The sequence below is a fragment of the Actinokineospora sp. NPDC004072 genome (genome assembly GCF_053604195.1).
Window position 1 is genome coordinate 72,565 of the sequence record NZ_JBSGHB010000013.1, and the last position, 19,732, is coordinate 92,296.

At 73.9% G+C, this 19,732-nt stretch carries 15 protein-coding genes; 6 read left to right on the forward strand and 9 right to left on the reverse strand.

The annotated features are described in order from the left end of the window. Window positions 1–524: 524 nt before the first annotated feature. Entirely contained in the window at window positions 525–716 is a 192-nt protein-coding gene (locus tag ACWEPX_RS21045; RefSeq protein WP_451898898.1) for a hypothetical protein, read from the forward strand. Window positions 717–1,062: 346 nt separating this feature from the next. Then, window positions 1,063–1,923, forward strand: coding sequence for a DUF4082 domain-containing protein (locus tag ACWEPX_RS21050; protein ID WP_451898899.1), 861 nt, complete (start codon window positions 1,063–1,065; stop codon window positions 1,921–1,923). A 148-nt stretch (window positions 1,924–2,071) separates the two neighbouring features. On the opposite strand, the gene ACWEPX_RS21055 is transcribed toward ACWEPX_RS21050, so the two are convergent. Continuing rightward, window positions 2,072–2,587: a hypothetical protein gene (locus ACWEPX_RS21055; RefSeq protein WP_451898900.1), complete on the reverse strand. Its 516-nt coding sequence runs from the start codon at window positions 2,585–2,587 to the stop codon at window positions 2,072–2,074. Beyond that, window positions 2,584–3,468: a hypothetical protein gene (locus ACWEPX_RS21060; RefSeq protein WP_451898901.1), complete on the reverse strand. Its 885-nt coding sequence runs from the start codon at window positions 3,466–3,468 to the stop codon at window positions 2,584–2,586. Before ACWEPX_RS21060 ends, ACWEPX_RS21055 begins: the two co-directional genes overlap by 4 nt. A 153-nt stretch (window positions 3,469–3,621) precedes the next feature. Here ACWEPX_RS21060 and ACWEPX_RS21065 point away from each other — a divergent pair, with 153 nt between their 5' ends. After that, on the forward strand, window positions 3,622–4,500 hold the full coding sequence (locus tag ACWEPX_RS21065; RefSeq protein WP_451898902.1) for a universal stress protein: 879 nt from the start codon (window positions 3,622–3,624) through the stop codon (window positions 4,498–4,500). 3 nt (window positions 4,501–4,503) lie between these two features. On the opposite strand, the gene ACWEPX_RS21070 is transcribed toward ACWEPX_RS21065, so the two are convergent. The 6 genes from ACWEPX_RS21070 to ACWEPX_RS21095 all read right to left on the reverse strand — a co-directional run bounded on the left by ACWEPX_RS21070 (window position 4,504) and on the right by ACWEPX_RS21095 (window position 12,923). Continuing rightward, window positions 4,504–4,839, reverse strand: a complete 336-nt coding sequence (locus ACWEPX_RS21070) for a hypothetical protein (RefSeq protein ID WP_451898903.1) — start codon at window positions 4,837–4,839, stop codon at window positions 4,504–4,506. Then, the gene (gene narI, locus ACWEPX_RS21075) at window positions 4,836–5,573 is read right to left on the reverse strand and encodes a respiratory nitrate reductase subunit gamma (protein WP_451898904.1); all 738 of its coding nucleotides are present in this window, start codon (window positions 5,571–5,573) and stop codon (window positions 4,836–4,838) included. Before narI ends, ACWEPX_RS21070 begins: the two co-directional genes overlap by 4 nt. After that, on the reverse strand, window positions 5,570–6,181 hold the full coding sequence (gene narJ, locus ACWEPX_RS21080; RefSeq protein ID WP_451898905.1) for a nitrate reductase molybdenum cofactor assembly chaperone: 612 nt from the start codon (window positions 6,179–6,181) through the stop codon (window positions 5,570–5,572). The genes narI and narJ overlap by 4 nt, the downstream gene beginning before the upstream one ends. After that, on the reverse strand, window positions 6,178–7,869 hold the full coding sequence (gene narH / locus ACWEPX_RS21085; RefSeq protein ID WP_451898906.1) for a nitrate reductase subunit beta: 1,692 nt from the start codon (window positions 7,867–7,869) through the stop codon (window positions 6,178–6,180). Before narH ends, narJ begins: the two co-directional genes overlap by 4 nt. 121 nt (window positions 7,870–7,990) lie before the next feature. After that, on the reverse strand, window positions 7,991–11,662 hold the full coding sequence (locus tag ACWEPX_RS21090; RefSeq protein WP_451898907.1) for a nitrate reductase subunit alpha: 3,672 nt from the start codon (window positions 11,660–11,662) through the stop codon (window positions 7,991–7,993). Between the two features lie 40 nt (window positions 11,663–11,702). After that, a complete protein-coding gene (locus ACWEPX_RS21095; protein WP_451898908.1) occupies window positions 11,703–12,923 on the reverse strand; it encodes an MFS transporter in 1,221 nt (406 codons plus the stop codon). A 329-nt stretch (window positions 12,924–13,252) separates the two neighbouring features. Between ACWEPX_RS21095 and ACWEPX_RS21100 the strand changes: the two genes are divergently transcribed. Beyond that, window positions 13,253–15,517, forward strand: coding sequence for a PQQ-dependent sugar dehydrogenase (locus tag ACWEPX_RS21100; RefSeq protein ID WP_451898909.1), 2,265 nt, complete (start codon window positions 13,253–13,255; stop codon window positions 15,515–15,517). A gap of 57 nt (window positions 15,518–15,574) precedes the next feature. On the opposite strand, the gene ACWEPX_RS21105 is transcribed toward ACWEPX_RS21100, so the two are convergent. Then, window positions 15,575–16,687, reverse strand: a complete 1,113-nt coding sequence (locus tag ACWEPX_RS21105) for an NAD(P)/FAD-dependent oxidoreductase (RefSeq protein ID WP_451898910.1) — start codon at window positions 16,685–16,687, stop codon at window positions 15,575–15,577. 105 nt (window positions 16,688–16,792) lie between these two features. Here ACWEPX_RS21105 and ACWEPX_RS21110 point away from each other — a divergent pair, with 105 nt between their 5' ends. Then, entirely contained in the window at window positions 16,793–19,240 is a 2,448-nt protein-coding gene (locus ACWEPX_RS21110; RefSeq protein ID WP_451898911.1) for a molybdopterin oxidoreductase family protein, read from the forward strand. Next, window positions 19,237–19,719: a hypothetical protein gene (locus ACWEPX_RS21115; RefSeq protein WP_451898912.1), complete on the forward strand. Its 483-nt coding sequence runs from the start codon at window positions 19,237–19,239 to the stop codon at window positions 19,717–19,719. The genes ACWEPX_RS21110 and ACWEPX_RS21115 overlap by 4 nt, the downstream gene beginning before the upstream one ends. Window positions 19,720–19,732 lie beyond the last annotated feature (13 nt).

Genomic DNA, 19,732 nt, shown 5'->3' on the forward strand with positions numbered 1-19,732 from the left:
GGCGATCCGGACCGTCCCGCCGCCCGAGTGTTCGGGTCGCCGCCGTGTCGAGTTGCTGGCGCTTCGGCACCGGCGATCCGGACCGTCCCGCCGCCCGAGTGTTCGGGTCGCCGCCGTGTCGAGTTGCTGGTGCTTTGGCACCGCCGGGTATCGACACTCCTGCCCGCTCGGCTGCAGGGTCGTCGCCGTGTCGACCTGCGGGTCTTCGCCGCTGCCCGGTCTCGGTCTTCCTGCAGGCTCGGGCGGTGGGCCGCCCCGTGTCGAGCTGCTGGCCGTTGGTGCTGCCGGATCTCGGTTTCCTGCTCGCCCGGGCGACGGGTAGCCACCGCATCCACCTGCTGGCCCCTCAGCACCGCCGAACCCTGACCCTCTCGCCACCTGGGCGTCGGGTCGCCGCCCTGTCGACCTGCCGGATCTTCGGCGTTGCCGGATCTCGGTCTTCCCGCAGGCTCGGGCGCTGGGCGCTCCCGCATCGACCCGCTAGCCCTTGGTGCTGCCCGATTTCGGTCTTCCTGCCCGCTCGGGTGCCGGGGCGCCGCGCCCGCCTGGCGTCGCTCGGCGCTGCCGGGACCCTGGTCCTCCTGTCCGTCCAGCCGACCGGCCGCCGCCGCACTCACCTGCTGACCACGATGCGGCTGAACCTGGTCCTCCAGGCCACGCGGGCCGACGGGACCGCCACCGCGCCCACCCTGCCGACCTCCGCCGCTGCTGGCTAGACCCAGGCCGCGCAGGTGCCGGGTCGTCGCGGCATCCATCTGCCAGCCCTCGGGGACCGCCGACCCCCGGCCTCTTCTGGCCGCTCGGGCGGCGGACCGCCGCTGCTGGCCCCGGTACCGCTGAACCCCGGTCCTCCCTGGCTGCCCAGGGAGGCAAGCCGCCACCGCTCCCACCTCTGCCAGACCTCGATTCCGCCGACTCCCGGCCCTCCCGACCACCTAGCGGGGAGGGCCGATGGTTGCCGTGGGCCGGGTGGAGGCAGGCTGCATCTGTTGGGCGGCGTGCCGGTGTTGCTGCCGGTGGGAGGGCCTAACGCGGGGTGGGTGGGGGCCGATGCGGAGGGGTATGAGAAGGATCTTCACTGCCGCTGCGGCGGTTCTTGTGGCTGCTGCTGGGACAGTTCTGCTCCACGGCACGGCCAGTGCGGCGCCGGTGCCCTCGGTCGCCTATCCGACGCCGGGGGCGCCCGTTCAGGTCGGTGTGCCGCTGCGGATCGCTGGGGCGGCGATCAATGGGGAGGCGGGGGATGTGACCCGGGTCGAGATCAGCTTCGACGCGGGGGTCACCTGGCAGCCGACCGACTACCGCGCGGAGACGTGGTCGCTGCTGCACACCCCCACCGCCCCCGGCCCGGTCTCCTTCCACCTTCGGGCCTTCACCCCCACCCAGGGCGGCGCGGTCCACGGGCCGTTCACCTTCACCGCGGGCGGCGCCGCCGCGCCCCCGCCCACCTACGGCCACACCCTGACCCTCGACCTGCTGGACCTCCCCGGCACCCAGCGCGTCGACGACCCCGATTCGCAGGCGGTTGAGCTCGGGCTGCGGTTCCAGGTCGACCGGCCGGGCGCGATCCCCAGCGGCTACCTCTGGCGCGGCGCGTACACCGGTCCCATCACCGTGCACCTGTGGTCCGCCGACGGCGCCCTCCTGGCCGAGACGACCGCGACGGCGGGCACCGGCCGGTACCAGCCCTTCACCTTCGCCACCCCGGTGCAGCTGACCCCGAACACCGACTACACCCTGTCCTACTACACCCCCGCGGGCGGCTACGCCGTCTCCGAGGACTACTTCAGCGGCGCGATCTTCCGCGCCCCCTTCCACACCCCCGTCGGCGCGGGCGTCTACCGCTACGGCGGCGGCTACCCGACCGACACCTGGAACAGCAGCAACTACTGGATCATCCCGCGGTTCACCCCCGCGCCCTGATCCACCGGCCCGCCTGCGCGATGCAGGCGGGCCGTCCCCTGTCCGGGCGACCTCGCCTGCCCGATCGGGGGAACGCCGCCTGGCCCGCCTGCCGCCGGGGTACTGCGACCAGCGGGAAGGAGCGGGGGTGGCACGCACGGCAGAGGCGTCAGCCCGGCTGCGAGCAGTCGACCGGACGGCCCGCGCTGGGGTACTCGATCGTGCCCAGCCCGGGTTCCATGTCTTTGGTCCCGCGGCTGAAGGCGACCAGGCCGAGGTCCGGGTCGCAGAAGGTCAGGCCGCCCTGGCCGCCGACGCCGGGGCGTTCGAGCACCGCGGCCACCGCCCGCAGCTTCACGCCCGCGGGGTCCGCCCGCCGCCACCCCGCCACGATGTCGGACGGGGAGATGGGCATCGGCATCCGCGAGCTGTCGGGCAGGAAGGCGAGCAGGGCGTCGTAGTCGCCCGCGCAGGCCGCCGCGTGCACCCCGGCGACGTCGCGCGCGGTGTCCAAGTCGAGCGGGCGGCCGTCCACATCGGTGCTCGCGGGCTCGCCGCACGGGGCTTCCTGCGGCACCGGCACCGGGTCGTCGTCGAGGAGCAGGACGAGCCCCACGCCCGCGAAGACCGCGAGCGCCAGCACGGCCAGCAGCCGGTTCAGGGTGCGGTGGCGGTCGGGCCTCATCGGCACACCAGCCCGGGGAGGGTGCTGCACCGGGGCGCGCCCGCGCCCGCGACGACCCGGAACGCCCCGCCGTCGCCCGGCAGGGTCAGCCTGCCGGTCCGCCCGCCGGAGGACCAGTCGAAGTGGACGATCCACGTGCAGTCGCACAGCTCGGTGGCCGCGCTGATGACGAACGACTCGGCGTCGGTGCTGCTGATCTCGTAGGGGAAGGCGACCGGCTCGGCCCGCCAGCCGTGGCGGGCGGCCTCGGCGGCGGCGTTGGGGTCCACCGGCCTGCCGACCGGCCGGGGCCGCTCCGCGTCGAGGTCGACCTCCACGTAGCGGTACAGCTCGGCGTCGGCGCACGGCGCGTCGAGCACGATCCCCGGGGGCGGCGGTGCCCGGGAGAGCACCTCGACGGCCATCCCGGTGATCGTCACGCTGCGGTCGGCCTGGCGGCCCTGCAGGGTCACCACGACCTTGCCCACCTCGGCGCTGGCCCCGTCGGCGAGGTAGTCCAGGTCGGTCCACGACCGGGGCTCGCCGCCGTCGTGGCGCGCCCGGACCTGCTCGGCAGGCCGGGTGGTGAACCAGTCCGACAGGCACGGGTCGGTGATCGGCTGCACGGTGGCGAACAGCGGATCGCCGTCGGGCACGGGCGGCTCGTCCTCCCGGGTGGTGACGACCAGCAGCACGCCGCCCAGGATCAGCAGGCTGGTGAGGAGCGCGGTCCAGCCCCACCGGCCGGGGGAGTGGTAGTGCTGGGCGACGCCGCCGCGGATGTCCCGGGCCTGGACCGACGCCGCAGCCGATCCGCTCAGGGTGTTGCGCGTTGCCGAGGGATCGTCGACTCCGCCGTCCGGCCGCCCGTCCCGGCTGCCGGGCGCGGGCGGCGTCTCCATGATCCGGAACCTACCAACTGGCCGCGCCGCGCCCCAGCCCCCTGGAGGGCCCGGGACCGATGGGACCAAAGCCCCGGCTGGGGCGTGCTCTCCGTGACTGCCCACCGACCCCCGATCGGCCGATCGTGGAGGTAACCGAACGAGGAGGTTGCAATGCCGGTCGAGAACGCCCCGGTCGTCGTCGGGGTGGACGGGTCGGAGTCGAGCCTGGCCGCCGTCGGGTGGGCCGCGCGCGAGGCGGCGGCGCGGGGGACGGGGCTGCGCGTCGTGCACGCCTTCATCTGGCCCAAGCTGGGCGTCCCGGTCGGCCCGGCCGAGTTCGGCGATCCCGAGGGCGGCCTGCGCAACGACGCGCTGCGCATCCTCACCACCGCGGAGCAGCGCGCCCGCGAGACGGCTCCGGACGTCGAGGTCGAGACGGACATGCCGGAGACCTCCGCCGTGCCCGCGCTGCTGCGCGCGGCCCGCACGGCAGGGCTGGTGGTGCTGGGCTCGCGCGGCCTCGGCGGGTTCAGCGGGCTGCTGCTGGGCTCCACCGCGGTCCAGGTCGCCGCGCACGCGCCGGTCCCGGTGGTGGTCGTCCGCGAGGCGGCGGGCGAGACCCGCGCGGTCGCCCGCGGCGACGTCGTGGTCGGCGTGGACGGCTCGGCGAACTCGCTGGACGCCATCGAGTTCGCCTTCACCGAGGCCAGGCGGCTGCGCACCGGCGTGCTGGCGCTGATGGTCAACTCCCGGGGCCGCGGCCCCACCGCCGTCCTGCTGGCCGACGACGAGGAGCCCGAGCAGGCGCGGGCGCTCGCCGAGGCGATGGCGGGCTGGGCCGAGAAGTACCCGGACGTGCCGATCCGCCGGGCCGTCACCCGCGGCCACCCGGCCCGCACCCTCACCGAGCTGGCGGGCGACGCCGCCCTGCTCGTGGTCGGCTCGCGGGGCGCAGGCGGCTTCCGCGGGATGCTGCTGGGCTCCGTCAGCCAGGGGGTCCTGCAGCACGCGACCTGCCCGGTCGCCATCGTCCGCCCGACCGCGCCCTGAGCCTCACCGCAGCGCGACGGTCAGCAGGACGGCGCTGTCGGCCAGCGCCTTGAGCGAGTGGCGGTTCGGCGGGACCGGGGTGAGCTGGCCCGCGCCGAGCTGCCGCTCCTCGCCCGCGGTGTGCAGCAGCACCTGGCCGCTGATCACCTGAAGCGTCGCGGCGGGCGGCGAGTCGTGCTCGGCCATCTCGGCCCCCGCGGCCATCGCGATCAGGGTGGCCCGCTGCGAGGTGCCGGTGACCAGCGTGCGGGCCGCCCGGTGCGCCGGGTGCGTGCGGGCCTCGGCCAGCAGCTCGACGGCGAGCTGGTCCACCTGGGTCACGACGGGGTGGTCGGTCACGGTACGCGCTCCCATCCTCTGGGCGCCGTGCGGCTGCCCAACTGCTGGTCCCGGCTGCGGTAGATCACGTACGGCCGGGTCAGGTAGCCCAGCGGGAGCGAGAACACGTGCACCAGCCTGCTGAACGGCCAGAACGCGAACAGGGCGAACGCGACCAGCGCGTGCAGCTTGAACCCGATCGGCGCGGCGGCCATCAGGGCGGGCTCCGGCTGCAGGATGAAGATCGACCGGAACCACGGGGACACGGTTTCGCGGTAGTCGTGCGGGTCCGCGGTCAGGTTCCCGAGCACGGTCGTGCCCAGACCGAGGACGATGGCGCCTACCAGCAGCACGTACATCATCTTGTCGTTGCGGGTCGTCGCCGAGAACACCGGTCCCACCGTGCGCCTGCGGTAGACCAGGATCGCCGCGCCCGCCAGCGTGCACGCGCCCGCGAGGACGCCGAGCACCACGGCCACCACGTGGTAGGCGGTGTCGCTGATCCCGACGGCCTCGGTCCACGACTTGGGGATGAGCAGGCCGCCGACGTGCCCGATTGCCACCAGCAGGATGCCGAAGTGGAACAGCGGGCTGCCCAGCCGCAGCAGCCTGCTCTCGTAGAGCTGCGACGACCGGGTGGTCCAGCCGAACTTGTCGTAGCGGTAGCGCCAGATGTGGCCGACGACGAACACCGCGAGCGCGGCGTACGGGACGGCGACCCACAGCAGGATGTCCAGCGTGCTCGCGGAGTTCACCAGCGCTCCCCTTCCCGGGCGGGCGGGCCGAACGGGGCCAGGCCGACCGCTTCCTCCGGTGGTCCGTCGGCGGCCAGGCGGGCGGCCTCGTCGTGGTCGCGCCTGCCCAGCGGGGGCAGGGTCGCGCACACCGAGTCCACCACGTGCGCCCACGGCGAGCCGTGCTCGTGCAGGCCCAGCCGCATCAGCTCCAGGCCCGCCCGGTGCTCGACCAGCAGCCGCACGCCCGCGTCGGCGTCCCCGCTGGCGGCGAACTCCAGCACGACGGCGAGGTGGTCGGGCAGCTCGCCGTCGTCGAGCACCAGGCCCGCGGCGCGGTAGATGTGCTTGAACCGCAGCAGGGCGATGCCGCGCTTGCGGGTGTCGCCGTGGGTGAAGTACGTCAGGTAGGGGCTGAACCGCCGGTGGTGGTCGAAGGTGGCCACGTAGTCGGCGGCCAGCGCCGTCGGGTCGGTGCTGCCCAGGTGCGCCAGCGTGATCCGCAGCGGCGCGGCCACCGGGTCCGGCAGCGCGTCGGTGGCGGTGCGCAGCAGCGGCAGCCGGTCCAGCAGCACGCGGTCCGGGTAGCCGATGAGCAGGGACTGGACCTGCCAGGCGACGGCGTTCACGGCTTCGGCTCCACCTCGCCTGCCGGGTCGCCGCCGCCCGGGTGGTCGGCCCTGGGCGGGAACAGCCCGTCCGGGCGGCCCTTGCCGTCCCAGTTCAGCAGGTTGACCCGGTCGCGGCCGGGGTGGGCGAGCGCGTCGGTGGTCTGCCGGTCGCGCAGCATGCGGAAGTTCTCCACCGCGATCGGCGCGGCCCCACCGGAGTTCTCGCCGAACGGGCCGGAGCCGCCCATGCCCGGCCCGCCCTCGTAGTCCAGGCTGCACTCGGTGGCCAGCTCCTCCAGGCCGTGCGCGATCTCGGAGTGCGCGGGCGGGATGACGTAGCGCTCGTCGTACTTGGCCAGGGCCAGCAGCCGGTACATGTCGTAGACCTGCTCGCCGGTCATGCCGACCCGGGCGGCGATCTCCTCGCGCGGCTCCCGGCCCAGGTTGATGTCGCGCAGGTAGCAGCGCATCGCGGCCAGCCTGCGCAGCACGGCGTCGACCGGCGCGACGTCGCCCGCGGTGAACAGCCGGGCCAGGTACTCCACCGGGATGCGCAGGGCGTCGATGGCGGCGAAGAGGTTGCCGTGGTCCTCGGCGTCGTGGCCGGTGTCGCGCACGACGTCGACCACCGGCGACAGCGGCGGGATGTACCAGACCATCGGCATCGTGCGGTACTCCGGGTGCAGCGGCAGGGCGACCCGGTAGGTGTTGATCAGGGCGTGGATGGGGGAGCGCTGCGCCGCGTCGATCCAGTCCGCCGGGATGCCCGCCCGCTCGGCCTCCCGGACCACGGTCGGGTCGCGGGGGTCGAGGAACACCGCGCGCTGGGCCTCGTAGAGGTCGGTGTCCTTGGGCGTGGCGGCGGCTTCGAGGACCTTGTCGGCGTCGTAGAGGACCAGGCCGATGTAGCGCAGCCTGCCGACGCACGTCTCGGCGCACACCGTGGGGATGCCGACCTCGATGCGCGGGAAGCAGAAGGTGCACTTCTCGGCCTTGCCGGTGCGGTGGTTGAAGTACACCTTCTTGTACGGGCACCCCGACACGCACATCCGCCACCCGCGGCAGCGGTCCTGGTCGACCAGGACGATGCCGTCCTCGCTGCGCTTGTAGATCGCCCCCGACGGGCAGGACGCCGCGCAGGACGGGTTGAGGCAGTGCTCGCAGATGCGCGGCAGGTAGAACATGAACGTGCGCTCGAACTCGAAGCGCACCTTGTCCTCGATGCCCTTGCGCAGCGGGTCCCGGTGCCCGTGCTCAGGCGCGCCGCCGAGGTTGTCGTCCCAGTTGGCCGACCAGCTGATCTTGGTGGGCTTGCCGCTGATCAGCGACCGCGGCCGGGCCACCGGGGTGTGCTCCTGAAGGGGCGCGGTGGTGAGGGTGTCGTAGTCGTAGGTCCAGGGCTCGTAGTAGTCGTCGATGCTGGGCAGCTTGGGGTTGCTGAAGATGGTCAGCAGCTTGCGCAGCCGCCCGCCGCCCTTGAGCACGAGCCTGCCGCGCTTGTTCAGCGCCCAGCCGCCGCGCCACCGCTCCTGGTCCTCGTAGGTGCGCGGGTAGCCCTGCCCGGGCCGGGTCTCGACGTTGTTGAACCACACGTACTCGACCCCGGACCGGTTCGTCCACGCCTGCTTGCAGGTGACCGAGCAGGTGTGGCACCCGATGCACTTGTCGAGGTTCATCACCATCGCCATCTGGGCCATCACGCGCACGTCCGCCTCCCCGGGATTCCGGCTGCCGTCGCCTTGCGCGCGATCTCGGTTCGGTGGTCACCGCGGTCGCCCGCCGTCGCGGTTCCCCTGAGGTCACGCTGGTTCGTCAGCAGGCTGACCATCAGTAGGTCACCTCCTGGGAGCGGCGGCGGATGACGGTCACTTCGTCGCGCTGGTTGCCGGTCGGGCCGAGGTAGTTGAAGGCGAAGGACAGCTGGGCGTAGCCGCCGATGAGGTGCGAGGGCTTGATCAGCAGGCGGGTCAGCGAGTTGTGGATGCCGCCGCGCTGCCCGGACGTCTCGGCCAGCGGCACGTCGATCAGCCGGTCCTGGGCGTGGTGCATGTAGACGGTCCCCTCGGGCATGCGGTGGGACACGATCGCCCGGGCGACGACGACGCCGTTGCGGTTGACCGCCTCGATCCAGTCGTTGTCCGCGGCACCGATCTTCGCGGCGTCCGCTGTGGACATCCAGATGGTCTGTCCGCCGCGGGACAGGCTGAGCATGAGCAGGTTGTCCTGGTACTCGGAGTGGATGGACCACTTGCTGTGCGGGGTCAGGTACCGCACGGCGATGCCCAGCTCGCCCTGCTCGCCGACGCGCGGCTCGTTGAACAGCGCGCCCATGTCCAGCGGCGGCCGGTAGACCGGGAGCTGCTCGCCCAGCTCGGCCATCCAGTCGTGGTCGAGGAAGAAGTGCTGGCGCCCGGTCAGGGTGTGCCACGGTTTGAGCCGCTCGACGTTGATGGTGAACGGCGAGTACCGCCTGCCGCCGGTCTCGCTGCCCGACCACTCCGGGGAGGTGATGACCGGGACGGGCGCGGTCTGGGTGTCGGCGAAGGTGATCTGCTTGCCCTCGTGCTCGGCCGCCAGGTCCGCCAGCGGCCTGCCGGTGCGCTGCTCCAGGGACCGGAAGCCCTGGGTGGCCAGGTGCCCGTTGGTGGTGCCGGACAGGGCGAGGATCGCCTCGCAGGCGTGCACGTCGCGCACCAGCGACGGCCGCCCGTCGGCGGGGCCGCCGCGGATCGCGCCGTTCTTGTGCCGCAGGTAGTCCACCTCGCGCCCGATGCGGAAGGTGACGCCCTTGGTCGTCGCGCCCAGCTCCTCGGCCAGCGGCCCGAGCGCGCCCATCTTCGCCGCGACCGCGGGGTAGTCGCGCTCGACCACCGCCAGCTTCGGCATGGTCACCCCGGGGACGGGCTCGCACTCGCCCGCCTTCCAGTCCCGCACCCGGCCGTGCGGGGTGGCCAGCTCGTCCGGGGTGTCGTGCAGCAGCGCGGTCGCCACCACGTCCTTGCGCACCCCGAGGTGGGTCTCGGCGAGCCTGCTGAAGACCTCGGCGATGGCCTGGAAGGCCGCCCAGTCGGTGCGGGTCTGCCAGGGCGGGGCGATGGCGGGGTTGAACGAGTGCACGAACGGGTGCATGTCGGTGGTGTTGAGGTCGTGCTTCTCGTACCAGGTCGCCGCGGGCAGCACCACGTCGGAGAAGAGCGTCGTGCTGGTCATCCGGAAGTCCAGCGTCAGCAGCAGGTCCAGCTTGCCGACCGGGGCCTCCGCGTGCCACACCACGTCGCGCGGGCGCGCGCCCGGCGGGGCCTCCGCGGCCCGCACGGCGTTGTCGGTGCCCAGCAGGTGCTTGAGGAAGTACTCGTTGCCCTTGGCCGACGACCCCAGCAGGTTGGCCCGCCAGATGCTGAGCACGCGCGGGAAGTTCTCCGGCGAATCGGGGTCCTCGCAGGCGAAGCGCAAGCGCCCGGCCTTCAGCTCGGACACCACGTGCTCGCCGATCGGCGCGCCCGCTGCCTCGGCCTCGTCGGCCAGGTCCAGCGGGTTGCGGTCGAAGGTGGGGTAGGACGGCATCCAGCCGAGCCGGGCCGACTGGGCGATCACGTCCGCCGTCGTCAGGCCCGCCAGCCGCCCGCCCGCGGTGGCGGCGGAGAGGGTGTCGGCGCCGAAGTGGTCGTAGCGGAACTGGTCGGTGTGCAGGTACCAGTACGCGGTCTGGATCATCTGCCGGGCCGGGCGGGTCCAGTCCAGCGCGAACGCCAGCTGGGTCCAGCCGGTGACGGGCCTGCACTTCTCCTGCCCGACGTAGTGCGCCCAGCCGCCGCCGTTGACGCCCTGGCAGCCGGTCAGCGTGGTCAGGGCGAGGAAGGCCCGGTAGATGGTGTCGGAGTGAAACCAGTGGTTCGCGCCTGCCCCCATGATGATCATGGAGCGGCCGCGGGATTCGGCGGCGTTGGCGGCGAACTCCCGGGCGATGCGCGCTGCCGCCGCGGCGGGCACCCCGGTGATCGGCTCCTGCCACGCCGGGGTGTGCGGCTCGTCGGGGTCGTCGTAGCCGCGGGGCCAGGTCCCGGGCAGGCCTGCGCGCTCGACGCCGTAGTGGGCCAGCATCAGGTCGAACACCGTGGTGACCAGGTGCCCGCCGACCCGGCGCACGGGAACGCCGCGCCGGACCGAGCCCGGGCTGTCGAACCGCGGCAGCGCCACGACCACCGCGTCGTCCCCGGCGAGGGTCAGCAGCGGGTCCACCTCGCCGAGGTCGAGGTTCCAGCGCCCCGCGCCGGACTCGCCGAAGCGGAAGCCGAGCGAGCCGCCCGGCACCACCGGTTCACCGGTCGCCGAGTCCAGCAGCACGGTCTTGAACGCCGCGTTCTCCCCGTCCTGGCCGTCCAGATCGGCCGCGGTGAGGAACTTGCCCGGCACGAACACCCCGTCGCGCTCGTCCAGCCGCACCAGGAACGGCAGGTCGGTGTAGCGCTTGACGTACTCGGTGAAGTACGGGACCTCGCGGTCGACGAAGAACTCGCGCAGCACCACGTGGCCCATCGCCATCGCCAGCGCGCCGTCGGTGCCCGGCCGCACGGCCAGCCAGTCGTCGGCGAACTTCACGTTGTCGGCGTAGTCGGGGGCGACGGCGACCACCTTCTGGCCCCGGTAGCGCGCCTCGGCCATCCAGTGCGCGTCCGGGGTCCGGGTGACCGGCAGGTTGGAGCCCCACATGATCAGGTACCCGGCGTCCCACCAGTCGCCGGACTCGGGCACGTCGGTCTGGTCGCCGAACACCTGCGGCGAGGCCACGGGCAGGTCGGCGTACCAGTCGTAGAACGACAGCATCGCCCCGCCGACCAGGGACACGAACCGGGCCCCGGAGGCGTGCGAGACCATCGACATCGCCGGGATGGGGGAGAACCCGGCCACCCGGTCGGGGCCGTGCCGCTTGATCGTGTGCACGTGGGCGGCGGCCACCAGCTCGGTCGCCTCGTCCCAGCTCGCCCGCACCAGCCCGCCCCGGCCGCGCGCGGACTTGTACCGGCGCGCCCGCCCGGGGTCGTCGACGATCTCGGCCCACGCCAGGACGGGATCGCCCGTGCGCGCCTTGGCCTCCCGGTACAGCTCCAGCAGCACGCCCCGCACGTACGGGTAGCGCACGCGGGTGGGGGAGTAGGTGTACCAGGAGAAGGCGGCCCCGCGCGGGCAGCCGCGCGGCTCGTACTCGGGCCGGTCGGGGCCGACGGAGGGGTAGTCGGTCTGCTGGGCCTCCCAGGTGATGATCCCGTCCTTGACGTAGACCTTCCACGAGCACGACCCGGTGCAGTTCACCCCGTGGGTCGAGCGCACGACCTTGTCGTGGCTCCACCGGTCCCGGTAGAACTCGTCGGCCTGCCGGCCGCCGATCTTGTGCAGCGTCCGCAGGTCCGGGGAGACCTCGGCCCTGGTGAAGAAGCGGCGGGTGCGGATCAGCGCGTCGGTCAGGCCGGTGTCCAGGCCCGCGGGGGTGTCGGTGCTCACCGTGCTCCTCGTGGCTGCATGTGCGGGCTCCCGGTGGCGGTCAGCGGCGGACGTTGCGGCGCACCGCGGTCAGGGTGAAGGCGAGGGTGCCCGCGGCGACCACGGCCAGCGCGGCGAACCCGAGGGCGTAGGAGCTGAACGCGCCGTACAGCGCGCCCATGACCAGCGGCGGGACGAAGCCGCCGAGCCCGCCCGCCGCGCCGACCACGCCGGTGACCGAGCCGACGTCCTTGGGCGGGACCATCAGCGCGACGAGGGCGAACACCGCGCCGCTGCCCGCGCCGAGCGCGGCGGCCATCGCCAGGAACGCGATGGTGCCCACCGGGGCCAGCGACGGGGTGAACGCCTGCACGGCCGCCCCCACCGCCACCACGGCCAGCGACGCGACCAGGACGGTGATCGGGCCGACCCGGTCCGACAGCCACCCGCCGATCGGCCGCAGCAGCACGGCCAGCAGCACGAACCCGGCCATCCGGGCCGCGGCGTCGGCCTGGGTGAGGCCGTAGTCGGTCTTGAGGTAGGCGGGCAGGTACACCGAGAACGCGACGTACCCGCCGAAGGCGACCGCGTACAGCCACGACGCCTGCCAGGTCACCGGGAGCTTGAGCGTGGCGGCGAGCCTGCGGCCGAAGGACCCGGTGGGCACGGTCCGCCCCGGGGCGTCGCGCAGGAGCAGGGCGGCGATGACCGCGTAGACCGCCAGCACCGCGGCCGTCACCACGAACGGCGTGGCCACGCTGCCGGAATCCACCAGCCGCACGGTCGTGAGCGCGCTGATCGCCGTGCCGCCCATGCCCGCGCCGAAGATCCCGATGGCCAACCCGCGCCGCTCGGGCGGGAACCAGGCGTTGACGAACGGCACGCCGACGGCGAACGCCGTGCCGCCCAGGCCGAGGAAGAAGCCGCCGATCAGCAGCGCGGCCAGCGACGAGTGCCCGACCAGGCCGATGAACAGCACCGGGACGATGGTCAGCGCCGAGATCAGCGGGAACATCAGCCGCCCGCCGTAGCGGTCGGTCAGCGCGCCCACCGGGATGCGGCCCAGCGACCCGACCACCACCGGGACGGCCACCAGCAGCGCCTGCTGGAACGAGCTGAGCCGCAGGTCGTCCTGGAACATCGGGCCCAGCGGGCTGAGCAGGGCCCAGGCCCAGAAGTTCAGCGCGAACCCGAGCGTGGCCAGGGCCAGCATCAGCGTCCGGCGACCGGTGCCCGCCCGCTCGGCCGCCGGGGAATCCGGGCGCGGCGCCGAGGTCGTCATCGCCGCCGCCGATCGCCCGGCGGACCGGGCCGGGACCGGCGGGCGCCGTGGTGGGCGGTGGCCCGGGGTTCGTCGCCGCGCACGTCATCCACGTGCCCCAGGATGACCGCGGTCGCGGTGCGCGGCTGATCCGATCACACGATCGGGTAGGGCGCGGAAGGTCGTTCCCGCGCCGGGTGATCGCTGATGAGGGGGACGGTGCAACCGGTGATTGACCGGCACGTTGTAACACCCATGAGCACTTTCGCCACTACCTCGACGACTGTGTAACTAGATCGAGGGATGGGGTGGGGCGCGTGGTGAATGCGCGGAGTGGTCGCGTCAGACCGGTGCGGCGCGGGGTGGCCTGCGCCGCTGCCTGCGTGGTGGCCGCGACGGCGGTGACGGTGGCGGCGCCGGCCGCCGCGGCGGTGGTGCCGACCGGGTTCAGCGACTCGGTGGTGATCGGCGGGCTCACCGCGCCGACGAACGCGGCGTTCGCCCCCGACGGGCGGGTGTTCATCGCCGAGAAGAGCGGGCTGGTCAAGGTGTTCGACTCGCCGTCGGACCCGACCGCGACCGTGTTCGCCGACCTGCGCGCCCAGACGCACGACTTCTGGGACCGCGGCCTGCTCGGCCTCGCCGTGGACCCGCAGTTCCCGGCCCGCCCCTACGTCTACGTGGCCTACACCCACGACGCGCTGCCCGGTGGGACGGCCCCGCGCTGGGGCGACCAGTGCCCGACCCCGCCCGGCGCGACCGACCGCGGCTGCGTGGTCACCGCGCGGCTGTCCAAGCTGACGATGGGCGCGGGCGGGGTGGCCGTCGCCGAGCAGCCGCTGATCACCGACTGGTGCCAGCAGTTCCCCAGCCACTCCATCGGCACGGTCGCCTTCGGCCCGGACGGCGCGCTCTACGCGGGCGGCGGCGACGGGGCCAGCTTCAACTTCGCCGACTACGGCCAGGTCGGCAACCCCTGCGCCGATCCGCCGTCCCCGGCCGGGGTGAACCTCGCCCCGCCCGACGCGCGCGGCGGGGCGCTGCGCTCGCAGTCGGTCCGCCGCCCGGCGGGCGAGCCGGTGACCCTCGACGGCACGGTCATCCGCGTCGACCCGGACACCGGGGAAGGCGTGGCGGGCAACCCCTTCGCCGCGAGCCCGGACGCCAACGCCCGCCGCGTCATCGCCTACGGCCTGCGCAACCAGTTCCGCTTCGGGTTCCGCCCCGGCACCGCCGAGCTGTGGCTCGGCGACGTCGGCTGGGGCACCTGGGAGGAGATCAACCGCATCCCGGACGCCACCGACGCGACCGCGGAGAACTTCGGCTGGCCCTGCTTCGAGGGCGCGGCCCGGCAGTCCGGCTACGACGGCGCGAACCTGGCCCTCTGCGAGTCGCTCTACAGCGCGGGCGGGCAGACCGCGCCGCACTACGCCTACAACCACGCGGCCAAGGTCGTGCCCGGCGACGCCTGCCCCACCGGTGGGTCGTCGATCTCCGGCATCGCCTTCGAGGACGGCGCCAGCACCTACCCGCCTGCCTACCGCGGCGCGCTGTTCTTCGCCGACAGCTCCCGCGGCTGCATCTGGGCGATGCCGCTCGGCGCGGGCGGCCAGCCCGACCCCGCAGCCACCGTGCCGTTCGTGACGGGGGCGAACATCCCCGTCCAGGTGCTCATCGGCCCCGGCGGCGACCTGTACTACGTGGCCCTCGGCGCGGGCGAGCTGCGCCGGGTCTCCTACGGCAACCGCCCGCCGAACGCGGTGGCGACGGCCACCCCGTCGTCCGGCCCGGCCCCGCTCGCGGTGCAGTTCGACGCCGGCGGCTCCACCGACCCCGACGCGGGCGACACCCTCGCCTACGCCTGGGACCTCGACGGCGACGGCGCCTACGACGACTCCACGGCCGTGAACCCCACCCGGACTTATGCCGCGACGGGCGTGGTGGAGGTCGGTCTGCGGGTCACCGATCCCGACGGCGCGTCGGACACCGCCACGGTCGCGGTGACCGTCGGCCCGCCCACGGGCATCGACCCGGTGCCGGTGATCGACACCCCGACGACGGCGCTGCGGTGGCAGGTCGGGCAGGCGGTCCCGTTCGCGGGCCAGGCCGTCGACCCGCAGGACGGTCCGCTGCCCGCGTCGGCGCTGCGCTGGCGGCTGTCCATCCAGCACTGCTCCAGCCAGGGCTCCTGCCACGAGCACGTGGTGCAGAACTGGACCGGGACCGCGTCTGGCTCGTTCATCGCGCCGGACCACGAGTACCCGTCGCACCTGGAGCTGACCCTGACCGCGACGGACTCGTCGGGCCGCAGCGCCAGCACCACCGTGCCCCTGCAACCGCGGACTGTCGACCTCACCTTCACGTCCAACCCGTCCGGCGCCCGCCTGACCGTCGGCGGCGCGGAGTCGGTGACCCCCTTCACCCGCACGGTGATCGTGGGCTCCAGCAACTCCATCAGCGCCCCCAGCCCCCAGCAGTTGGGCCTGCTGAACCTCAAGCACCGCTACGCCAACTGGTCCGACGGCGGGGCCCAAACCCACAACATCACCGCCCCCGCTGGGAACACGACCTACCGGGCGACCTACTCCCTGTGCTGGCTCCTCGACCCGTGCTGATCGGCCTCCGCTGATCAACCACACCGCCCCGACCGGACACGGTCGGGGCGGTGTCGTTCACCGATGTGGCCTGCCCTGCCGCAGCGACAGTGCGAGCGCGGCCAGCAGGTGCGGGGTGAGGGCGCCCGTGCCCAGGCCGATCTCCGTGAGCTGGTCGAACGCGCGCTGGTCGCGGGCGGCGGCGGTGGTGGCCAGGTCGAGGGGCCAGGGGCGGCGGGTGAGGCGGGCGAGGAGGTCGGTGTGGCGGAGGTGGCGGGAGAGGTGCGCACGCAGGGATCGGCGGTAGGCGCGGGCGGGGTCCGGGGTCAAGGCGGCTTCGCCCGCGAGGATGCCGGAGAGGACGGCGTAGTGGATGCCCTCGCCGGTGAGCGGGTTGATGAGCGAGGCGGCGTCGCCTGCGAGCAGGATGCGACCGCGGCCGGGGGCGGGGCGGCCGGGGGAGAGCGGGAGGCGGTGGCCGCGCAGCGGCAGGGGCGGGCACGCGGGGAGCAGGTGGTGCAGCCGGTCGGTCAGCTGGGCGCGGGTGGGTGGTGGGTCGCGGAGGACTTCGCCGTAGCCGATGTTGGCCGTGCCGTCGCCGATGGGGAACACCCAGGCGTAGGCGGGCCAGCGGGCAGCGTCGAGGACGAGCAACTGCTCGGCGGCGGGCCAGGCCTCGGATGGGGCGTAGCCGCGCACGGCGAGGGCGGTGGTGCCGGGCGGGGCGGCCCGTGCGCCGCACTGCCGCCGCACCACCGACTCCGCGCCATCCGCGCCGATCACCACCCGAGCGCGGATGTCCCCGTCGACGAGCACCGCGTCCCCCGTCTGCCGAACCGTGCGCACCCGCCGCCTGCGCAGGACCGCGCCCGCGTCCTGGGCGGCCTGCACCAGCCGGTGGTCGAGAACCGCGCGCGGCACGACGTAGGCGGGCCGGGCGAACGACCGGGCGGCCTCGACCCCGCCCGGCGACACCAGCCGGAGCCGGGTGACCGGCGCGGTCCCCGCCGTGATCCCGGTGACGCCGAGCCCGGCGAGCAGCTCCACCGCGTGCGGCGCGACCCCGTCCCCGCACACCTTGTCCCGCGGGAAGTCGGCGGCATCCAGCAGCACCACCCGGGCGCCCGGGTCGACCCGCAGCGCCGCGATGGCCGCAGCCGCCCCCGCGGGCCCGGCGCCGACCACCGCCACATCCCACGCACCGCCGCAGGCCCGCACCCGCCCACCGTACGACCGGTGACCTGAGCTGGCAGGAGATGGGGTTTGCCCCAATCCACCCGGGGGAATGCCGCACCGGTGGCGGACAGGGATGGGATAGCCGAGCCGTGGGGCACCCGCACGCCCTACGGACCGGGGGAGCCGTGGCCGGTGCGGGTGGATTCCCACCTGGTCGACGGGGTGGCCCCCGAGGACGTCGACCGGTGGGTGCCCACGGCGGCGGTGCTGCACTCCAATGGGGACGGGATGGAGCTGGCCGTCAAGGACGGGCGGGTGGTCGGGGTCCGCGGCCGCGCCGACGACCGGGTCAACCACGGCAGGCTCGACCCCAAGGACCTCTACGGCTGGCAGGCGATGGCCGCGCCCGACCGGCTGACCCGGCCGATGGTGCGGCGCGGCGGGCAGCTCGTGCAGTGCGCCTGGGACGAGGCCATGGGCCGGATCGTCGAGCGCAGCAAGGACCTGCTGGAGGAGCAGGGGAGCTCCGCGATCGGGTTCTACACCAGCGGCCAGCTCTATGCGGAGGAGTACTACACGCTTGCCGCCATCGGGCACGGCGCGATCGGCACGAACCACCTCGACGGGAACACCCGGCTCTGCACCGCGACCGCCGCGGCCGCGCTCAAGGAGTCCTTCGGCTGCGACGGCCAGCCCGCCTCCTACACCGACGTCGACCACGCCGACGTGATCGCGCTGTTCGGGCACAACGCCGCCGAGACGCAGGCGGTGCTGTGGAGCCGGGTGCTCGACCGGCTGGCCGGGCCGCAGCCGCCCGCGCTGCTGTGCGTCGACCCCCGGCCGACCCCGGTGGCCAAGGCCGCCACCATCCACCTGGCCCCGCTGCCCGGCACCAACCTCGCCCTGATGAACGGCCTGCTGCACGAGGTGATCGGCAACGGCTGGATCGACCGGGACTACCTCGACCGCAGCACCATCGGCTTCTCCGAGCTGGCGAAGGTGGTCGCCGACTACCCGCCCGAGCGTGTCGCGGAGATCTGCGGCGTCGACGCCGACGGCATCCGGGCGGCCGCCCGGCTCGTCGGGCAGGCGCGGCGGCTGCTGTGCACGGTGCTCCAGGGCTTCTACCAGTCCCACCAGGCCACCGCGGCGGCCGTGCAGGTGAACAACCTCGTGCTGCTGCGCGGGATGCTCGGCAAGCCCGGCTGCGGCGTGCTCCAGATGAACGGCCAGCCGACCGCGGAGAACACCCGCGAGTGCGGCGCGGACGGCGACCTCACCGGCTTCCGCAACTGGGCCAACGACGCCCACGTCGCCGAGCTGGCCGCGCTGTGGAACCTCGACCAGCGCCAGATCCCGCACTACTCCTCGCCGACGCACCTGATGCAGATGCTGCGCTACGCCGAGAACGGGACGCTGCGGATGCTGTGGGTCTCGGCGACCAACCCGGCCGTCTCGCTGCCCGAGCTGGCCCGCGTCCGCTCGATCCTCAGCCAGGACCGCCTCTTCCTGGTGGTGCAGGACTGCTACCTCACCGAGACCGCCGCGCTCGCCGACGTGGTGCTGCCCGCGGCCATGTGGGGCGAGAAGACCGGCGTGTTCACCAACGCCGACCGGACGGTGCACCTGTCGGAGAAGGCGGTCGACCCGCCCGGGGAAGCCCGCGCAGACCTCGACATCTTCCTCGACTACGCCCGCGCGATGGACTTCCGCGACAAGGACGGCGAGCCGTTCCCGCCCTGGCATGACCCGGAGTCGGCCTTCGAGGCGTGGAAGCGGGCGTCCGCGGGCAGGCCGTGCGACTACAGCGGCCTGACCTACGCCAAGCTCCGCGCGGCGGGCGGGGTGCAGTGGCCGTGCACCGAGGAGCACCCCGACGACACCGAGCGGCTCTACCCCGACGGGCGCTTCTTCGCCGCGCCCGACTACTGCGAGAGCTACGGCCGCGACCTGGTGACCGGGGCGCCGGTGGACGCCGCCGAGTACAAGGCGGCGAACCCCGACGGCAAGGCGATGCTCAAGGGCGCCGAGTACCTGCCCCCGCACGAGGCCCCCGACGCCGACCACCCCTTCGCCCTGATCACCGGTCGCACGCTCTACCACTTCCACACCCGCACCAAGACCGGGCGGGCGCCGCAGCTGCGCGACGCCGCGCCGGAGGTGTGGGTGGAGGTCTCGGCTGCCGACGCCGCCCGCCTGGGCCTGGCCGAGGGCGACCTCGCCGAGATCACCAGCCCGCGCGGCGCGGTCCGCGCCCGGGTGCGGATCACCGGGATCCGCGATGGCGTGCTGTTCCTGCCGTTCCACTACGGCTACTGGGACGCCACCGAGCGCACCGGCCGCGCCGCCAACGAGCTGACCGTGACCGACTGGGATCCGGTGTCGAAGCAGCCGCTGTTCAAGACCTCCGCGGCCGCGCTCACCCGGGTCGGCGCAGGCGACCGGGCCGCGCCCGCCCCCACCACCACCGCATCCGCGCCGGTGGCCGCGGACCTCCCGTCCACCGCGGGCGGCCCGGCCGCGCGGGTCACCGAGCGGACGGCCGAGGCCGCCAGGAGCGCCCGATGAAACTTGACCTCGCGGTGCGCGAGCTGCACCGCTCGGAGAAGTCGCTGGCCAGGGAGCTGGTGCGGATCTCCGACCGGCACAAGGTCGAGCACGAGATCCACCACGTCGCCCGCGACCTGGCGGGCTGGTCCGCCGCGCACCTGCGGGAGCTGGCCGCGGTCGGCCGGGCCCGCGGCCTGCGCCTCGACGACACCCCGCCCGGCGACACCGGCCCGTTGCACACCGTGCGCGGCAAGCTCAGCGAGCTGACCGGCCGCACCGCCCTGCCGGGCGTCCTGCTGCTGGCCGACCTGCGCCGCCTGCACCGCAAGGCCGCGGGCGTCTCGCTGGACTGGGAGCTGCTGGCCCAAGGCGCCCAGGCGGCCAAGGACACCGACCTGCTCGGCTTGGCCGAGCGCTGCCACCCGCACACGCTGCGTCAGCTCAAGTGGGCCAACGCGATGCTCAAGACCCTGTCCCCGCAGATCTTGACCAGCTGAACCCGGAAGGGGA